This is a genomic window from Kitasatospora azatica KCTC 9699 (assembly GCF_000744785.1).
GTDB lineage: Bacteria > Actinomycetota > Actinomycetes > Streptomycetales > Streptomycetaceae > Kitasatospora > Kitasatospora azatica.
The window spans coordinates 4472231-4487767 of sequence record NZ_JQMO01000003.1 but is presented as its reverse complement, the minus strand read 5'-3'; the positions used below and the strand labels follow the sequence as shown (position 1 = coordinate 4487767).

Annotated in this window: 16 protein-coding genes; all 16 read right to left on the bottom strand. The window is 71.5% G+C overall.

What is annotated here, in order from left to right; translation table 11 throughout:
* Positions 1-36 precede the first annotated feature (36 nt).
* Positions 37-2859 (bottom strand): glycoside hydrolase family 3 protein, encoded by a 2823-nt coding sequence (locus BR98_RS30595; protein ID WP_051970485.1) that lies wholly within the window; start codon positions 2857-2859, stop codon positions 37-39.
* 15 nt (positions 2860-2874) lie between these two features.
* Positions 2875-3678 carry a Stf0 family sulfotransferase gene (locus BR98_RS30590; RefSeq protein ID WP_035849869.1) on the bottom strand — a complete coding sequence of 268 codons (804 nt, stop codon included), beginning with the start codon at positions 3676-3678 and terminating at the stop codon, positions 2875-2877.
* Positions 3679-4020: 342 nt separating this feature from the next.
* Positions 4021-5082: a GHMP family kinase ATP-binding protein gene (locus BR98_RS39765; RefSeq protein ID WP_051970482.1), complete on the bottom strand. Its 1062-nt coding sequence runs from the start codon at positions 5080-5082 to the stop codon at positions 4021-4023.
* Positions 5069-6016, bottom strand: a complete 948-nt coding sequence (locus tag BR98_RS30575) for a sugar phosphate nucleotidyltransferase (RefSeq protein WP_035849865.1) — start codon at positions 6014-6016, stop codon at positions 5069-5071. Before BR98_RS30575 ends, BR98_RS39765 begins: the two co-directional genes overlap by 14 nt.
* Entirely contained in the window at positions 6013-6642 is a 630-nt protein-coding gene (locus tag BR98_RS30570) for a D-glycero-alpha-D-manno-heptose-1,7-bisphosphate 7-phosphatase (protein WP_051970478.1), read from the bottom strand. The genes BR98_RS30575 and BR98_RS30570 overlap by 4 nt, the downstream gene beginning before the upstream one ends.
* Positions 6639-7274: an SIS domain-containing protein gene (locus BR98_RS40590; protein WP_051970475.1), complete on the bottom strand. Its 636-nt coding sequence runs from the start codon at positions 7272-7274 to the stop codon at positions 6639-6641. Before BR98_RS40590 ends, BR98_RS30570 begins: the two co-directional genes overlap by 4 nt.
* On the bottom strand, positions 7271-8293 hold the full coding sequence (locus BR98_RS40585) for an amidohydrolase family protein (RefSeq protein WP_198042310.1): 1023 nt from the start codon (positions 8291-8293) through the stop codon (positions 7271-7273). The genes BR98_RS40590 and BR98_RS40585 overlap by 4 nt, the downstream gene beginning before the upstream one ends.
* A gap of 53 nt (positions 8294-8346) precedes the next feature.
* On the bottom strand, positions 8347-9102 hold the full coding sequence (locus BR98_RS36765; protein ID WP_083977175.1) for an HAD family hydrolase: 756 nt from the start codon (positions 9100-9102) through the stop codon (positions 8347-8349).
* A gap of 50 nt (positions 9103-9152) precedes the next feature.
* Positions 9153-9698 (bottom strand): NUDIX domain-containing protein, encoded by a 546-nt coding sequence (locus BR98_RS30550; RefSeq protein ID WP_035849863.1) that lies wholly within the window; start codon positions 9696-9698, stop codon positions 9153-9155.
* Positions 9695-10666, bottom strand: coding sequence for an NAD-dependent epimerase/dehydratase family protein (locus tag BR98_RS30545; protein ID WP_035849862.1), 972 nt, complete (start codon positions 10664-10666; stop codon positions 9695-9697). Before BR98_RS30545 ends, BR98_RS30550 begins: the two co-directional genes overlap by 4 nt.
* Positions 10660-11382 carry a nucleotidyltransferase family protein gene (locus BR98_RS30540; protein WP_198042309.1) on the bottom strand — a complete coding sequence of 241 codons (723 nt, stop codon included), beginning with the start codon at positions 11380-11382 and terminating at the stop codon, positions 10660-10662. Before BR98_RS30540 ends, BR98_RS30545 begins: the two co-directional genes overlap by 7 nt.
* Positions 11379-12335 carry a phosphotransferase family protein gene (locus tag BR98_RS30535; RefSeq protein ID WP_035849858.1) on the bottom strand — a complete coding sequence of 319 codons (957 nt, stop codon included), beginning with the start codon at positions 12333-12335 and terminating at the stop codon, positions 11379-11381. Before BR98_RS30535 ends, BR98_RS30540 begins: the two co-directional genes overlap by 4 nt.
* On the bottom strand, positions 12322-13275 hold the full coding sequence (locus BR98_RS30530) for an aminotransferase class IV (protein ID WP_083977173.1): 954 nt from the start codon (positions 13273-13275) through the stop codon (positions 12322-12324). Before BR98_RS30530 ends, BR98_RS30535 begins: the two co-directional genes overlap by 14 nt.
* Positions 13268-14470: a glycosyltransferase family 4 protein gene (locus BR98_RS30525; RefSeq protein WP_035849857.1), complete on the bottom strand. Its 1203-nt coding sequence runs from the start codon at positions 14468-14470 to the stop codon at positions 13268-13270. The genes BR98_RS30530 and BR98_RS30525 overlap by 8 nt, the downstream gene beginning before the upstream one ends.
* A complete protein-coding gene (locus BR98_RS39760; RefSeq protein WP_157537995.1) occupies positions 14471-14623 on the bottom strand; it encodes a hypothetical protein in 153 nt (50 codons plus the stop codon).
* 181 nt (positions 14624-14804) lie between these two features.
* Positions 14805-15536 (bottom strand): class I SAM-dependent methyltransferase, encoded by a 732-nt coding sequence (locus BR98_RS30520; RefSeq protein WP_035849854.1) that lies wholly within the window; start codon positions 15534-15536, stop codon positions 14805-14807.
* Between the last annotated feature and the right edge of the window lies 1 nt (position 15537).

Here is a 15537-nt window from a genome sequence, read left to right as displayed (position 1 = left end):
AGGTAGTCGCGATCTGAGAGTGATTCGAATGCGATGTCAACCGAGGCGGTACAGCGCGAAAGCGGACACCTTCGCCGGACCCGTGAACCTGAGGTAGACGTCGTGGACCGCTTCCATCCGGTGGAGCGGATCACAGGATGCCCGGACGGTCGCCCATCCCCCGCTCTCCGGGTCGGACGCCACCTGGACACTGGCGAGGATCCGGCCGTGCTCCTGATCGTCGAGGCGCACCTCCAGGCGGCAGGCCGCGGCCGTCACGCCGGCCACTCTGGCGACGAAGGTGTCGGGCGCCCCGCTCAGGTCGACGTCACGGAACAGCAGCCAGCTGCCGGCCCCGTCGGCGGCGACCGCGTCGCCGGACATGGTGTGCTCCGGCACGAGGCGGACCCCGCGGTAGTCGTCGAAGTCCGCTGCCCGCACCAGGGCGGGCCCCAGGGCACGCGGCGGTGCGGCGTCCGCCCGCACGTCCACCTTCGTGCTCAGCCGGATGTCCCCCGAGGAGCTCCCCGCCATGATCTCGTGCGAGCCGGGTGCGACCCGCCACCGGCGTCCCGCAACGTCCCAGTAGGCCAACTGCGAGGCGTCGACCGGGATCTCCACCGTTGCGGTCTCTCCTGCGGCCAGGCTGACCCGGCGGAACGCCAGGAGCTGGCGAAGCGGCCGCGGCACGGGGCCGTCCGGTGCGCGCAGGTAGAGCTGGACGACCTCCTCACCCTCGGCCCCGCCCGTGTTGGCCACCGTGACGCGTACCGTGAATCCCTGCTCCCCGGAGACGGTGTCGGTGTCCGTACCGAGGTCCGAATACTCGAACGACGTGTAGGACAGCCCGTGCCCGAACGGGTAGAGCGGCGTTTCCCGCAGATACAGATAGGTGCCGCCGCACTTGATGATGTCGTAGTCGAAGAGGCTCGGCAGCTGGTCGACGGACCGGTACCAGGTCTGGGGCAGACGCCCGGTCGGGGCCCGGTCGCCGGCGACCACCTCGGCGAGCGCCGTCCCGAACTCCTGGCCTCCGTGTGCGGACCAGATGACGGCCGACAGTTGTTCGTCGACGCCCTCCATGGTGACCGGGTGCCCACTGACCACCGCGACCACCGCCGAGGGGTCGGCCTCGGCCACGGCCTGGACCAGCGCCGTCTGACGCGGCGCCAGTTCCAGCTCCGTGCGGTCGCACATCTCGTGGCCGTTGATCTGGGGGTAGGTGCCCACCAGGACCACGACCGCGTCGGCGTCACGAGCGGCCCGCGCGGCCTCGGCCACCCCGTCCGACACCTGGTCCACGACGAACACCGCGGCGGACGCCGGGTCCTCCGCCACGACCAGGGTCCGGCTGCCCGGGACCACCGCGGCGTACTTGCGGACAGCGGTGTTGTAGAGCAGGTGCCCGTCACCGGAGGGGACGAGACGGAAGGTCTCGCGGATCACCCAGCCCCACGGCCGCTCCTTGTCGTTCACCAGCTCTCCGGTGCGGGAGCAGGTGAGGAAACGCCGGTTCGCCACGGCCCTGAACGACAGACCCCCCTCGCCCCAGTCGAAGACGTCGAACAGTCCGTTGCCGTCGACCTCTCCGGGCTCCAGCCACAGCGCTCCCCCGCCGTCCTCGGCGACCGCGGTGACGTGCAGGTCCGTTCCGGCCAGCCGGAACGCCACCCGGTCGACACCCTCGACGTGGCGCACCGAACTGCCGGCGAAGCGCTCCCGCAACCCCGCGAGCGGCGTCACCTCGTACGGCGGCTCGGGGCCGTACCAGTCGCTGCACACCCGGTCGGCGAACGGGCCGACGACGGCGAGCGTGATGGGTCGGCCGGGGTCGAGCGGCAGGGTCCCCCGCTCGTTGCGGAGCAGCACGATCGCCCGCGCGGCTGCCTCACGGGCGAGTTCGCGCTGCGGGGCTCCCGTTCCGACCTCGACTTCCCGGCCCGCGTACGGGTCCTCGCCGGGTTGCAGGAACTCTCCGGTCAGCGCTCGCATGCGCAGCATCCGACGCACCGGGCCGTCGAGGTCCGACTCCACCAGGAGCCCGCGGTCGAGGGCACGGCGGATCGTGTCCCTCGTCGGGCCGGGGTCGGCCGAATGGTCGGTGAAGCTGGCCAGCCCGGTGCGGATCAGCGAGGTCGCGGCGACCTCGCGTTCGGCGAAGTACCCCGTCTTCTCGACGAGGTCCGACGGCGCGAACGCATCGGAGACGACGACGAGGTCGGGGAATTCCTCGCACAGCGCACGCAGGTGCTCGCCCACGTGGTTCGGACGCCCGTTGACCAGTCCGTAGGACGGCATCACACCCGAGACGACACCCGCTCGCACGGAATCCACGAACGGCCGGGAATCATATTCATGGAAAACCCTGGGCCGCACCTGGGAATCCTGGTCGAACTTGTCGGTCTCGTGGTTGTAGGCGAGGAACGACTTCAACGTCGGCGTCACCCGGAGCAGGGTGGGATGGTCGCCGCGCAGTCCTTGGCAGTAGGCCACCGCGAGCGCCGTGGTCAGCGTCGGGTCCTCCGAGTACCCCTCCTCGTTGCGGCCCCACCGGGGATCGCGCAGGAGGTTCACGACCGGCCCCCACACGTTCAGGCCGATCGACGGGTCCCGCTCGTGCAGCGCCCGGACCTCGCTGCCCACCAGGTCGCCCACGCGTCGCATGAGCTCCGGATCCCAGGACGCCGCCAGCCCCACCGCCTGCGGGAAAGCCGTGGCGACTCCGCAGAAGCCCACACCGTGGACGACCTCCGTCCCGGTCCGGAAGGACGCCATTCCCAGCCGGGGGACGGCGGGCGCGTACTGGTGGAGCAGCCCGACCTTCTCGTCCACCGAGAGCCGGGACAACAGCGAATCGACGATCGAGTCAATCGACTGCACCGGTCCTCCTCCTGTTCATCGGGACGTCCCGCCCAGCCAGGACGTGTACCGTTCGGCGATCGAAGCGTTGAGGGAATCGCCCTGCTTGCTGATCCGCGGGGGCGGGAACTCGCTCCTGCGGCCCAGTTCCAGGTGGTCCCACACACGTTCGAGGGTGGCGGAACGCCGCTGCACCATGTCTTCGTAACTGATGGTCAGGACCGGCAGGTCCTGCCCGGAGAGCCAGTCGTCCCAGGCCCGGTACTCGGCCCGCAGCCCGGCGACGATCCGGTCGATCCACTCCGGGGCGTAGTCGTGCTCCTGCGACCGGAGCAGCACCTGCGCTGCCGCATCGTCTTCCGTGTCCTGCTCCCAGAACCGCCGCGTCGTGCGGACAGGTCGGTGGCCGGCGAGGTAGACGCCGGTGTTGTGCGCGACGGCGACGGAGACGGCCTGCGCCACGATGTCGTCGCGGCGCATCAGGATCACCTTCAGGTCCGCACGGCACTGTTCGGGCAGGAAGTCCGACAGGCTGTCCAGTTGGCCGCTCCGCAGTAACGGCCGTGCCTGGTAGTGGAAGAGCTTCAGGCCGAAGACGCCGCCGGCCGACGTCTCGCTGAGCAGACGCTGGCGGTAGTCGTACCACGATGTGGCCCGCGGCATGGTGGGCGAGGAATCGGCCTGTGCCAGGCCCCAGTCGACGAGCCGCTGGTGAAGCCTCGACGGTCCGTACCACTCGTCCGGGTTTCCGGCCCGCCCGCTGTCGGTGAGCACCTCGCACAGGATGTTCGACCCTGTCCTGGGGGCGCCGAGGATGGCGTAGCCCCGATGGTTGGTCATGAAAGTCCCTCAATTCGATCCGAAGAGCGGCGTGGAGCGGGGCCGAGCCCCAAGCTGCAGGACGTCATCGTCCAGCCGTCCAGCAGCCTCCGCTTTGATGTCATGGACACGATGCTCAGGCGGCAGTGCCGTACCGAGTCCTCGGCCGTCGTCGCCGTGACGAAGACGATGATCTGCAACTCCCGGCTGGCCTCGCAGGAGCGTGCCCAGGCGATCGTGGCCCCGCCCTCCGGGGCGCCCGGTGACGCGACGAGCTCGTGCCGCAGCCTCTCGTGGTCAAGCGGTTCCGGGACGCCCGGGTGAAGCAGGCGTACCCGCACGGGATACATCGACGGGCCTTCCTCATGTCGTGTCCGACGATGCGGCGTCGCCACCCGCCCGCAGGCTTCCCGGGACGAGCGCCGTGGTGCGGGATCCGTCGGTTTCCGTTCCGAAGGGCAGTTCCCGGGCTCCGGCCCGGCGCATGGCTCGACGCACGCTCTCCGCCCGCCCCGGTCGGCAGCTGACCAGGAGGAAGCCCCCGCCGCCGGCGCCCAGGACCTTCCCGCCGTCCGCGCCGGCGTGTACCGCCAGCTGGTAGAGCCGGTCGATCCGGGCCGAGGACACCTTCGTGCTCAGACCTGACTTGTGCAGCCAGTGCTCGTGCAGGATCGGGCCGATGTCCCGGACCCGGTCGTCCCGCAGCGCCTCGCGCATCCGGTCGACGAGCGTGTGGATCGCCCGCAGCGCGTCGACGGTCCCGGAGTGGTCGCGCTCCGTCCTGCGGTCCTGGTCGGCCAGGATCCGGCCCGCGTCCCGGGACGTGCCGGTGTGGAACAGCAGCAGATCCTCCCGCAGGTAGGTTTCCAGAGCCGGTGAGACCGGCAGTTCCTCCACGGTGACCGCGAGCCGGCGATCGATGTGCAGCAGCCGCAGGCCGCCGAACGCGGCGACATAGTGATCGTGCTTTCCCACCGGCCGTGCCAGGTCCGTCATCTCGACGGCGGCGGCCTCCTCCGCGAGTTCCCGCGGACTCGGCTGCTCACCGTGGCGCAGGGCGTGGAGCAGGGCCACCGTGAAGGCGGCCGAGCTGCCCAGGCCGGTGCCGCTCGGGACGTCGCTGAACGAGGTCAGCTGCATGGCTCCGTCGAGACCGGTGCGGGCCAGCGCGGCCCGCGCGTACGGGTTCTCCAACTCATCGGCCCGGGTGGCCCGTTCCGGCTGTTCCCAGGTCGCGCGCAGCGTCCCGTCGAAGTGTCGGGGATGGACCGCCACTGCCACGTAGCGGTTGATCGCGAAGCTCAGCACCTGACCGCCGTACCTGCGGGCGTAACTCGGCAGATCGGTTCCGCCACCCGCCAGGGAGACCCGCAGCGGCGCCCTCGCCATCACCGTGGCTCCGCTGTCGGCTTCACTCCGGGGCATGTGCGACCTCCCGCCCGCATCCGCCGTGCTGCCGCGTCCAGTCGCCCGCAGGTCCCACCAGCGCGCCGATGAGCACGCTGCCCGGTGGAACCACGGCGCCGGGGAGCACCACGGTGTCCTCCAGCCAGGCGCCGTCACCGACCTCGGCTCCCGCTCCGACCACCAGCGGCCCGCGGAGCTGCACGTCCTCGCCGATCCGGGCCCCCGCTCCGATGTGCACGCCTCCGCGTACGGCATCGAGGTTGGCCTGTCGCAGCGACTGGGCCGTCCCGATGTCGCGCCAGTAGCCCGGCACGGCCCAACTCGCCACCGGGGAACCGCTGGAGAGCAGATCCGGGATCAGCTGGGCGGCGTAGTCGTAGCTCACGCCTTCGGGGAAGGCCCGGATCAGCTCCGGGGTCAGGCAGTAGACGCCGGCACTGACCCAGTGAACTTCCGCGTCCGGCACCGGGGGCTTCTCCCTGGCGCCCCTCACCAGGCCGTCGCCGTCCAGATCGAGGACGCCGAACCTGCTCGCCCGACGGCGTCTGGTGACGGCCACGGTCAGCGGCGCGCCGCTCCCCAGATGGCGCGCCAGCAGGCCGTCGAACCCGTGCTCGACAAGGACGTCCCCGGACGCCACGAGTACGGCGTCATAGCGGGCGAGTTCCCGGTCGAAGAGCCGCAGCGCGCCGGCCGGTCCTGACAGGCGGGGTTCGACCCGGCCGGTGACCGGCACCGGGCAGCCGAGCACGGCCAGCGCTCGCCGCACCTGCTCGGCGTGGTGGTGGAGGTTGACGAAGATCTCCTGGACACCCGAGGCGACCAGGTGGTCAAGGGTGTAGCCGACGATCGGCCGGTCGAGGACCGGCAGCAGCGGCTTGGCCAGCGTGTCCGTCATCGGCCGCAGCCGGGTGCCGGCACCGGCGCCCAGTACGACGCCCGCGATTCTCATGCCGACCTCCGGCCGAAGCGGGTCCCGTCCCCGATGAGCGACTCCACCGCGGCGCCGAGGTCGGCCACCACCGCCACGTGTCCCAGATCGGCACGGGCGCGCACCCGTGGCTCGTGCTCGGCTCCCCTGCCGGTGCGCACCAGGACCGGCCGGGCGCCGGCTCCGGCTGCCGCGTCCATGTCCTCGACGCTGTCTCCGATCAGTGCGCACTGCTCCGGAGCCGCGCCGAACCGGCGTTGGGCCAGGCGGAGCATGCCAGGCGCCGGCTTGCGGCAACCGCAGCCGCTCTCCGGGGCGTGCGGGCAGAGGTAGCTGCCGGCGACCGGGACGCCTTCGGCCTCCAGGCGGTCCACCAGCGTCCGCTGGATGCGCAGGCAGTCGGCCTCCGTCAGCAGCCCTCGCCCCACCGGCGACTGGTTGCTGACGAAGACCAGGGCAAGGCCGTGCCCGGCCGCCGCACGCAGGGCGGCCACGGCACCGGGGAGCAGGACGATGTCCGCCGGAGAGAGGACGTAGTCGGACCGGTTCTCGATGACGGTGCCGTCGCGGTCGCACAGGAGCAGGCCGCGCCGCTGCTCGGCCGGAGCCGGCGACCCGGGCAGGAACAGGGGACGGTGCACGGTCACCGGCCCGGCTCCGGCCTCGGGTACCGGAGTGCGGCACCGCCGCCCAGCGCGCGCACCACGATGTGGTTGACCACCAGGTGCAGGTCCTCGGCGAGGCCGTAGTCCCCTCCGCCGCACACCACGAGCGAATCGCAGTAGGGGGTCACCGCGCCCTCGTTGCCCAGCAGTCCCGCGATCCGCATTCCGCGCTGCCGGGCGCGCTGGGCCGCCGCGAGCAGGTTCGCGGAGTCGCCGCTGACGCTGAGCAGGACGAGCAGGTCGCCCGGAGCGCCCTGGAGGTCCAGTTGGCGGGCGAAGACCTCGTCGTAGGCGGTGTCATTGGCGAGGGCGGTCATGGTCGAGACGCTGTCGGCGAGGCTGGTGATCCGGGCGCGGATCCCGGCCCGGGCACAGGCGTTGAGCCAGTCGCAGGCGATGTGCCCCGCCGTGCTCGCGCTGCCGCCGTTGCCGACGACGAAGACCGTCCGGCCGGCGACCAGGGTCTCCACGACGAGTCCGGTGAAGTCCGCGAGGTCGTGGACACTGATCCGGGCCGCCTGCTGGGCCAGTTCCTCCAGGTATCCGGCCGCCGTGCGCGCGTGCCCCTCGTGGACGGGGGGTGCGCCCAGCGTCTGGCTCCGGGTGGGGGTCACCGGGCGGCTCCGTTCCCGCTCGGGGCCGGCCGGCGGCGCGGACGGTAGCCGATGGCGGCCCGGGGGACGGTGTCGAACAGCGCGGCGACCACCGACTCGTCGAACCCGGTGGCGAGGATGTTCGCCCGCTGACCGGCGTAGTCGGTGGAGCCGGCGGCCACGATGCCGTCCTTGCGGCGCCACAGTCCGTCGGCGTCCAGGAGCAGTGCCTCCCCCGCCATGGCGTCCACCTCGATGTGGTCGGTCAGGGCGATCAGCCGGTCCGCGCCGAGGTACTCGACGGTCCTGCGGCACACTTCGAGGTCCACGTGCAGGCCGTCGAAGTTGAGGCACGGGGTGACCAGGCCGTCCCTGGTGGCCCGCAGCAAGGTGGCCGGCACCGGACCGAGCAGGTCGTCCAGGTCGCTGGTCTCCCAGTCGTGGGCCAGGAACTCCGCGAGCTGGGCGGGCCGGTGCATCCGCTCCTGGGGGGTCCGCCAGGCATGGGTGAAGCGCCGGGGCATGTCGTTGAAGAGATGGTCCGTCAGTACCAGGTGGGGGGAGGGCTCGTAGACGCTGTGCAGGTGGGCGATCAGCTCACGGGTGCGCCTCGCGCTGGTCTCCGGATCGTGGTGGCCGAAGTGGCCCAGCGCGACCCGGCAGCCGTGGTCGTAGAAGAGCTCCAGCAGGTCCGCGAAGTCGAGGCCCGGTCCCACGCGGTCGTGCAGGTCCAGTGAGTCCGGGGCCATGACCAGGTAGCGCAGCCCCAGATCGCCGAGCTCGGCCAGGGCACGCCACTCGTCCTCGCGGGGGGTCCACTTCCCCGCCTGGGGTACACCGCCTTCCGGGCCGAGCAGCGGACCCTCGACCGCGAATCCGGCGATCCTGGTCAGCTGCCCCTCGGCGCGCAGGGCGTCGTACTGCTTGAGCAGGTCGACGAGGCCGGGCAGGGCTTCGCGTCGCAGGAAGACCGTGGGCAGGATCTCCTGCCCACGCTCCGCGGCCAGCGCGTCGAGCGGCAGCAGATCGTCCGGCTGCATGGATGAGAAGTCGAACCGGCCCATACCGTGCACGTGATAGAGGAATGGCTCCACTAGAACTCCTTGAATATCTCGGTGAGTCGGGATAAGCGCCGTATTCCGGGGAGCTTCGCATGCATGCCGAAACGGTCGTAGAGGAACGCCGCGCCGACTCCCGCCGCGCTGGCACCGAGGACGTCATTCACGAGTCCGTCGCCGATGAACCAGCAGTCATGGGGCGGAATGTCCAGCGCCGAGCAGGCGGCCAGGAAGATGCTCGGCGACGGCTTCTCCGCGCCGAAGTCCTGCGAGTCGATCACCAGATCGAAATGGCGGTCGATCCCGTAGTGCCGGAGTTCGCCGTCGAGCATCCCGACCCCGTTGGAGACCGCCGCGACGCGCACCTCCCGCTGCCGCAGGCCCGCGAAGAGCGCCTCGGCCTCACGGTCGAGCTCGCTGTAGAGGTCCTGACGCCGGTGTACCCGCTGCCAGATCCGCAGCGACTGGCTCCGGCCGAGACCGAGCAGCGCCCCCCAGGCGACACCCACCTTCTCGTCGCCGCTGAGACCGTGCGGCAGCGGAAGGTGCCGGGCCTCGGCCGCCGAGACCAGGGCGGCGACGCAGTCCTGCTCGGTCGCCCGGTGCCCCGGGAAGTCGGCTCTGATCTCGTCCAGCATCACCCGCCCGCTCGGGTGGATGATCGTCATCCCGATGTCCAGGAGAACGGCCTTGGGCGCCGCGTTGAGGGTGCCTTCGGATTCCGTCGCACCGTAGGGGACCACCGGCCCCGACGTCGACCATGGAAAATCCCATGAATGAGCGTCGCTCATCTGCCAATCCTCGTTCCTGCCATGATTTCGCGGCGGGAGAAGTCCTCGCCTCAGATGAAGTTGAACTGCAGTGCGAAGAGCAGGGCGACGGTGCTGAGCGTTCCTGGGACCAGTCCCTGCCGGATCAGTCCGGGAATCTCCGTCGCGGGCACCCAGCTCAACGAGGACGCCTCGTACGCGTCCGCCGGCGGCCCGGTGTACTCGGTGGCCCGGGCGTGGACCAGGTGGAACCGCTGGTCCGTGGCTCCGTCCGAGGCGTTGCAGGTGAGCAGCCTGCTCACCGGCCCGGTGCGCCAGCCCGTCTCCTCGTGCGCCTCGCGGGCCGCCGCGGCCTCGACGCTCTCGCCGGCTTCGACGCCGCCCGCCGGGATCTCGTATCCGGAGGTGTCGGTGATGAACCGGTGCCGGTGCAGCAGCAGGACGCCGCGGTCCGGATCGTGGAGCACCACTCCCACGGCCGCGGGGAGCCGGACGACATGGTGGTCGTAGGCGTCATGGCCGGGAGGCCGCACCGTCACCAGGTCGAGTCCGACCCAGGGACTGGTGTACAGGTTCCTGCTGCCGTGCACGGTCCACTGCTCGGCCGGCGCGCTCATGCGCTCGTCCGGTCGTCAAGGGTCGCGAACAGCGACCGGGCGGTGTCCCGCACCGCGGCGGCGGAATCCCGGACGGGACGCCAGCCCCGGCCCAGCAGCACCTCCGGGTGCACCCGCAGGGTCGGCAGGTCGCCGGCCCACCCCTGGCCGCCGCCGGCCGTGCTGATCGACGGGTTCCCGTGCGGGAACTCCTCCGCGACGACCGCGGCCACCTCGGCAGCGCTGATGGCGTCGGTGTTGCACACGTTGACCGCGCGGAACGTCTCCCGCAGCGACGCCGCGGCGCACAGTGCGGAAACGCAGTCGGCCACGTGCAGGTAGCTTCGGGTCTGCCACCCGTCGCCCAGCAGACGGATCCGCTCCGGATCCTCCCGCAACCGCTGGACGATGTCGTGCACGATGCCCCGGCGCATTCCCGGGCCCACCACGTTGGAGAGCCTGCACGCCGCCGTCCGGAGTCCGTTCTCGTGGGCGTAGGCGCTCAGGAACGCCTCCGCTGACGCCTTGCCGGCGGCGAAACGGGTGATCGGCCGCACCGTCCCGGCCGCCTCGGTGACCGCACCGCCGCGTCCGTCGGCCGCGTAGACGAGCTGGCTGGAGGTCAGGACCACGGTCGGTGCGTGCTCGCGGGGAAGTGACTCCAGCAGGGCCACGGTGCCGCCCACAGTGTCCCGGAGATCGCTGTCCCGTCCGGCCCGGTCGGGCCGGTTCTCGGTGTTCGCCGAGAGGTGGTAGACGACGTCCTGCCCCCGGAGCAGGTCGGTCAGGGTGCCGTCGGCGCCGATGTCCACCGGGTGGTAGCCGAAGCCGCTCGCCCCTGCCAGCTGGTGGAGCCGGTCGGCGTCCGTCCAGGGCAGGCGGTCGACGGCGGTGACCGGCACACCCTGCCGGAGCAGTTCCGCGACCAGCGCGGAACCGATGAACCCGGCGGCCCCGGTGACCAGCGCCGGTCCATGGTCGATCAGCATGAGGCTTGCTCCTGGCTCGTTTCTGTGGCTGCGTCGGACAGCCAGTCGTTGAGGACTTGGATGCGCTCGGGGGTGCCGATGTCGAAGAAGCGGCAGTCGACCACCGTCGCGGCCAGCTGCCCGCGGTCGATGAGCAGACCGAACAGCTCGGCCAGGTCGGCGGGGAGCGGGCGGTGGGCCACCAGCCGCAGTGCCTCCTTGCGCAGCACCGCCACTCCGGTGTCGGTGAGCCCGCCGCGGACACCGTGCTTGTCGTACGCCGTGACCAGCCCGTCCCTCACCGCGACGTTGGCGGGAACCTCGGTCGCCGCACGGGTCACCAGCATCAGACCGAGTGCCCCGGGCGGCAGTTGCCGGACCAGGTCCGCCACGTCGAACTCGAGGTAGGTGTCTCCCATCACCACCGCGAAGACCTCGTCGAGGTGGTCGGCCGCGCCGACGAGGGCGCCGGCGGTGCCGGCAGCGCCGCTCTCCGTACTCGTCGACACGGCCACCGCGTGTCCGGGGCGCACCCGCAGGTGCTCCTCCACCCGCTCCGCGAGGTGCCCGAGGCAGAGGTGCACCCGCCGGCAGCCGCGCCGTCCCAGGCCGGAGAGCAGGACGTCGAGGAACGGACGGCCGCCGACCGGTTGGAGGACCTTCGGCAGCTGCTCCGCCAGGGCGCCGAGCCGGGTGGCCCGGCCGCCGGCCAGGACCGCCACCTGACGGCTCGTCACGGCCCCGCCGCCGCGGCGCCCTCCAGGAGGGCGGCGGTCTCCTCGCGCAGCAGGATCCGCGCGCACCAGGCGAAGTGCCCGTCCTCTCCCCGCGGATCGTAGGCGTTGCTGGTGATGAGCGCGTAGGCGATCCGGTAGAGCTGCAGCAGCTCCCGGGGCCAGCCGAACCGCTGCGCCAGGTCGGTGTCGAACCGCTCCTCGATCTGCCGGGCCTGGGGCCCGTACATGTCGGCGATGCCCGCCGTCACCGCCGCGTCGAACGCCGGATCGCCGGGGCAGGACAGGAAGCCGAAGTCCAGCACCGCGGTCGGCTTCAGTTCGGCGTCCACCAGGATGTTGGCCGGAGTCAGGTCGCCGTGCACCAGTCCCTCGGGGCGCGGACCCCAGTCCTTGAGCAGCCGCCGCACCTGCTCCACCTTGTGGTCGAGGTCGGGCACCACGGCGCAGAGCGGGCCGGCGAACTGACGGACCCGGCGGTCGATCAGGGCGCTCAGCGAGTCGGTCCAGCCCTGGTCCCGCCGGCGGAACGGGTCGGTCTCGTCCAGTACCGGCAGTTGGCCGAGCTGCTCGGGGGAGGACACCGCGGCGAGTTCCGCCAGCACGTCCAGGACCCGGTCGCGGACCTCGGGACCGGGGATCCCGCCGGCCGGGACCGCTGCCGCCTCGGCCAGCGGCCGGCCCTGGAGCTCCGCCTCGACCGTGCAGTTCCCGCGCTCGGTGGTGTGGATCCGCAGGATCCGCGGAGTCGCGAAGGTCAACCCCCGGTCCGCCAGACCGTCGTAGAACTCCTTGAGCCGGGCCAGCTCGGCCTCGGTCCGCCGGGCCCAGACCTTCGCGACCAGACCGTTGCCGAGCCGGTAGACGGCCCCTTCCATGCCTGCGGCGAGCGGTTCCGCCGAGGGGTGTCCGAGCCGGGCGAACTCCGCGATCCACTGGTCGTCATGCTGTTGCACGGTGCGCCTCCAAGGTGTCGATCAGGTGCAGTGAAGCAGGACCGCCATCCTTCCCCTCCCGGCATGCCGCCAGGTAGGCGTCACGGACCGCGGCGGTCACCGGCCCGGGTGCGGCGGCCATGGACAGGCCGTCGATGGTCCCTATCGCCCGCACCTCGTCGAGTGTTCCGCACAGGAAGGCCTCGTCCGCGATGTACAACTCGCTCCGGGGGATGGAGCGTTCGATGACGGGCAGGCCGATGCTGGTGCGCAGCAGACCGATGACGGTGCGTCGGGTGATGCTGTCGAGGACTCCGTCCGCCAGCGGCGGGGTGACGACCGTACCGGAGCGGACCAGGAAGACCGCGGCCCCGCCGGTCTCGGCCACGGTGTCCCGGGTGTTGAGCAGGATCGCCTCGTCCGCGCCCTGAACCTCCGCCTCGATGCGGGGCAGGCGGAATGCCTGGTAGGCGGCACCGACCTTGATCAACGGGGAGACCGCGGTGTCGGGGGTCCGCCGCCAGGAGCTGACGATGCAGTCCATCGGACGGGTCGGCGTCGGATCGGCCGGGTAGCCGGCGATGTAGCTGCCGAGCTTCACCTTCTCCGGCCGCCAGCCGTACCGGCCCTGCTCGATGTAGAGGGTGGGGCGCAGGTAGAGGTCCTGGGCGGCGCCGATCGCGCGGACGAGTTCGCCGACCCCGGTGCGCAGCAGGGCGATGTGCTCGGCGGTGGCCGCCTCCGGCAACCGGATCAGCCGCGCCGACTGCGCGAGACGCTCCAGGTGGGCGTCGAGGTGGACGACCGCGTGCCGGCGCTCCCCCGGCTGCCAGTAGGCCCGCAGGCCCTCGAAGACGTTCGTTCCCCGGGTGGCGACCTCCGAGGTCACGTGCACCGTGGCGGCCGCCCAGGGGACGAGTCGTCCGTTCCACCACATCACGGACGGCGGTGTGTCAAACATGCTGGCGCTCCAGTCGGGTGTCGTTGCGGGCGACGAGCGCGGCCAGCGCGGACTCGGTCCGAGCCACCATGCGCTGTCGTGAGAATGCGGCGGTGACGTGCTCGCGTGCCCGTCCGCCCAGGGCCGACCGTCCGTCCCGGTCCGCTGCCAGCCGGACCAGCACCGCCGCGAGCGGGGCGACTTCGCCGGGCGGCACGGTCTCGGCGATGCCCGGCACGGTGAGGATCTCCCGCACGCCGGTGATGTCGGTGGTGACGGTCGCCCGCCCGCTGCTCATCGCCTCGAGCACGGCGAGTCCGAGGCCCTCGGCATGACTCGGCTGGGCCACGATGTCGGCCGCCGCGAGCACGGCCGGCATGCGGTCGAACGTCACCTCCCGGTCGATCCGGACGGCGTCGCGCAGTCCGAGCCGGTCCACTTCGGCCTCCAGCTGCCGGGCGTACTCCTCCGAGGCCGAACTCACGCTTCCCACCAGCAGCAGCCGGGCGGCCGGGTCGTGCTCGTGCAGCACCGCGAATGCCCGGAGCGTCTCCAGTTGGCCCTTCCGGGCCTTGAAGCGCCCGGCGCAGACCACCAGCACGGAGCCGTCCGGGACTCCGTACCGGTTCCGGACGCCGCAGCCGCCGGCCCCGGGGTGGAACCGGTCGGTGTCCACGCCGTGGTGGATGACCTCGACGTGCTCCGGACGCCCCCAGCGCCTGGCCCGGTCCGCGTAGAACTCCGAGCCGGCCAGGACCAGATCGGGCGCGAGCACCTGGTACACCAGCCGCATCCGGGCGCCGCCCAGCGGCTCGGCGGCCGGATCCTGCTCGTGGAACGCCGCCGCCCAGGGGATCCCGAGCGCGAGGGCGAGGGTCTTTCCGAGCACGGCGGTGTCCAGGCTGTTGGTCAGGACCACATCCGGCCGCAACTCCAGGGCGCAGGACTCCAGTTCAGGGTGCAGACCGAATGCCATCTGCTCCCAGTAGATCTTGCTCTCGTCCGCCAGCAGCTCCCGGAACCGGTGCAGTCGGCGGACCGTGACGCCCTCGGGGTCCTGGGGGAAACCGCTCCCCGGCCGCGCGCCCCTGGGGAGGTCGGTGACGACGTGCACCAGGTGACCCGCCTGCGCCAGCCCCCGGGCGACCTCGTACGCGTAGGTCTCGGCACCCCCGACGACGGGGTGGAAACTGGAGGTGATGATCAGTGCGCGCACTCAGCCCCATCCCCAGGTGTCCGACGTGGAGGTGAGTCCGCCGGCGGCGGAAGGAGCCCGGTCGGAGTCGGTGCCGGCGAGCGCGGAAATGCCTGCGCCGAGCAGCGCCGAAACCAAGAGAATTCGGGCGGCGAGCAGAACGGAGCGGTACAAGGCGTTTCTCCGGAAAATAGAAGAATGAAATGGATGAAATCTGCGGTGGTTCGACTAATCACACCTGCACGGATTCCTGCCGACGACTTCAATGCTAGTGAGCCGTACGCACCGGAACAACGATTTTCCCGGCCGTCATTGGCAGCTGCAGTCCACGGCAACTCGGTGCCATCGGCGCCCGCTACTTCACGGCGACCAGCACACAGCGGTCGCTGTCCGGCCCCAGCAGCTCGCCGAACCCGTCGTACGCCGTGGCGGAGCTGAAGCCCACGCCGCGGCAGAGCGCCCTGAGTTCGGGCACGCCGTACCTCCTGAGGACGCCGACCCGCTCCAGTCGCCGGCCGGAGACCAGCAGCGTCTGTTGCGTCCGCTGGACGCCGGTCTGGGCGTCGTAGCTGTGGTGCTCGATCAGTGTGTCCTCGCCGGCGGTCCGCACGGTGACCGGGTCGAAGCGTCGCCGCATCCGGTCCCAGTGCCTGGTCTCCAGGAGCAGCCGGCCACCCGGCGCCAGGCAGTCGAACACCTGCCGCAGGACCCGCTCGTTGTCGGTGTCGTCGAAGTAGCCGAAGCTGGTGAACCAGAGCAGTGCGCAGTCGAAGCCGGAGAATCCGTCCAGGTCCAGCATGTCCGCCGGCCGGAACGCCACCTCGACGCCGGCCGCGGCGGCCCGGACACGGGCCTCGGCCAGCAGCTGCTCGCTGATGTCCACGCCGGTGACGTCCATTCCGGCCGCGGCCAGGCCGATGCTCATCCGCCCGTAGCCGCAGGCGACGTCCAGCACGCGGTCGCCGGGGGCCAGGGCGCCGAGGCGCACGGCCAGGCCCTGTTCGCGTTCCAGCCGGTCGGCACCCAGTTCGCGCTGCCAGAAGGCGAGGTAGTGCCGGTCGAACAGCTCGGTCAGGGGGGTCGTCATG

What these genes read in the sequence shown, in the direction of transcription:
- BR98_RS30590 (WP_035849869.1), bottom strand. Translation starts at nt 3,678, where the DNA reads ATGACCAACCATCGGGGCTACGCCATCCTCGGCGCCCCCAGGACAGGG.
- BR98_RS39765 (WP_051970482.1), bottom strand. Translation starts at nt 5,082, where the DNA reads ATGCCCCGGAGTGAAGCCGACAGCGGAGCCACGGTGATGGCGAGGGCG.
- BR98_RS30575 (WP_035849865.1), bottom strand. Translation starts at nt 6,016, where the DNA reads ATGAGAATCGCGGGCGTCGTACTGGGCGCCGGTGCCGGCACCCGGCTG.
- BR98_RS40585 (WP_198042310.1), bottom strand. Translation starts at nt 8,293, where the DNA reads ATGCAGCCGGACGATCTGCTGCCGCTCGACGCGCTGGCCGCGGAGCGT.
- BR98_RS36765 (WP_083977175.1), bottom strand. Translation starts at nt 9,102, where the DNA reads ATGAGCGACGCTCATTCATGGGATTTTCCATGGTCGACGTCGGGGCCG.
- BR98_RS30550 (WP_035849863.1), bottom strand. Translation starts at nt 9,698, where the DNA reads ATGAGCGCGCCGGCCGAGCAGTGGACCGTGCACGGCAGCAGGAACCTG.
- BR98_RS30545 (WP_035849862.1), bottom strand. Translation starts at nt 10,666, where the DNA reads ATGCTGATCGACCATGGACCGGCGCTGGTCACCGGGGCCGCCGGGTTC.
- BR98_RS30530 (WP_083977173.1), bottom strand. Translation starts at nt 13,275, where the DNA reads ATGTTTGACACACCGCCGTCCGTGATGTGGTGGAACGGACGACTCGTC.
- BR98_RS30520 (WP_035849854.1), bottom strand. Translation starts at nt 15,536, where the DNA reads ATGACGACCCCCCTGACCGAGCTGTTCGACCGGCACTACCTCGCCTTC.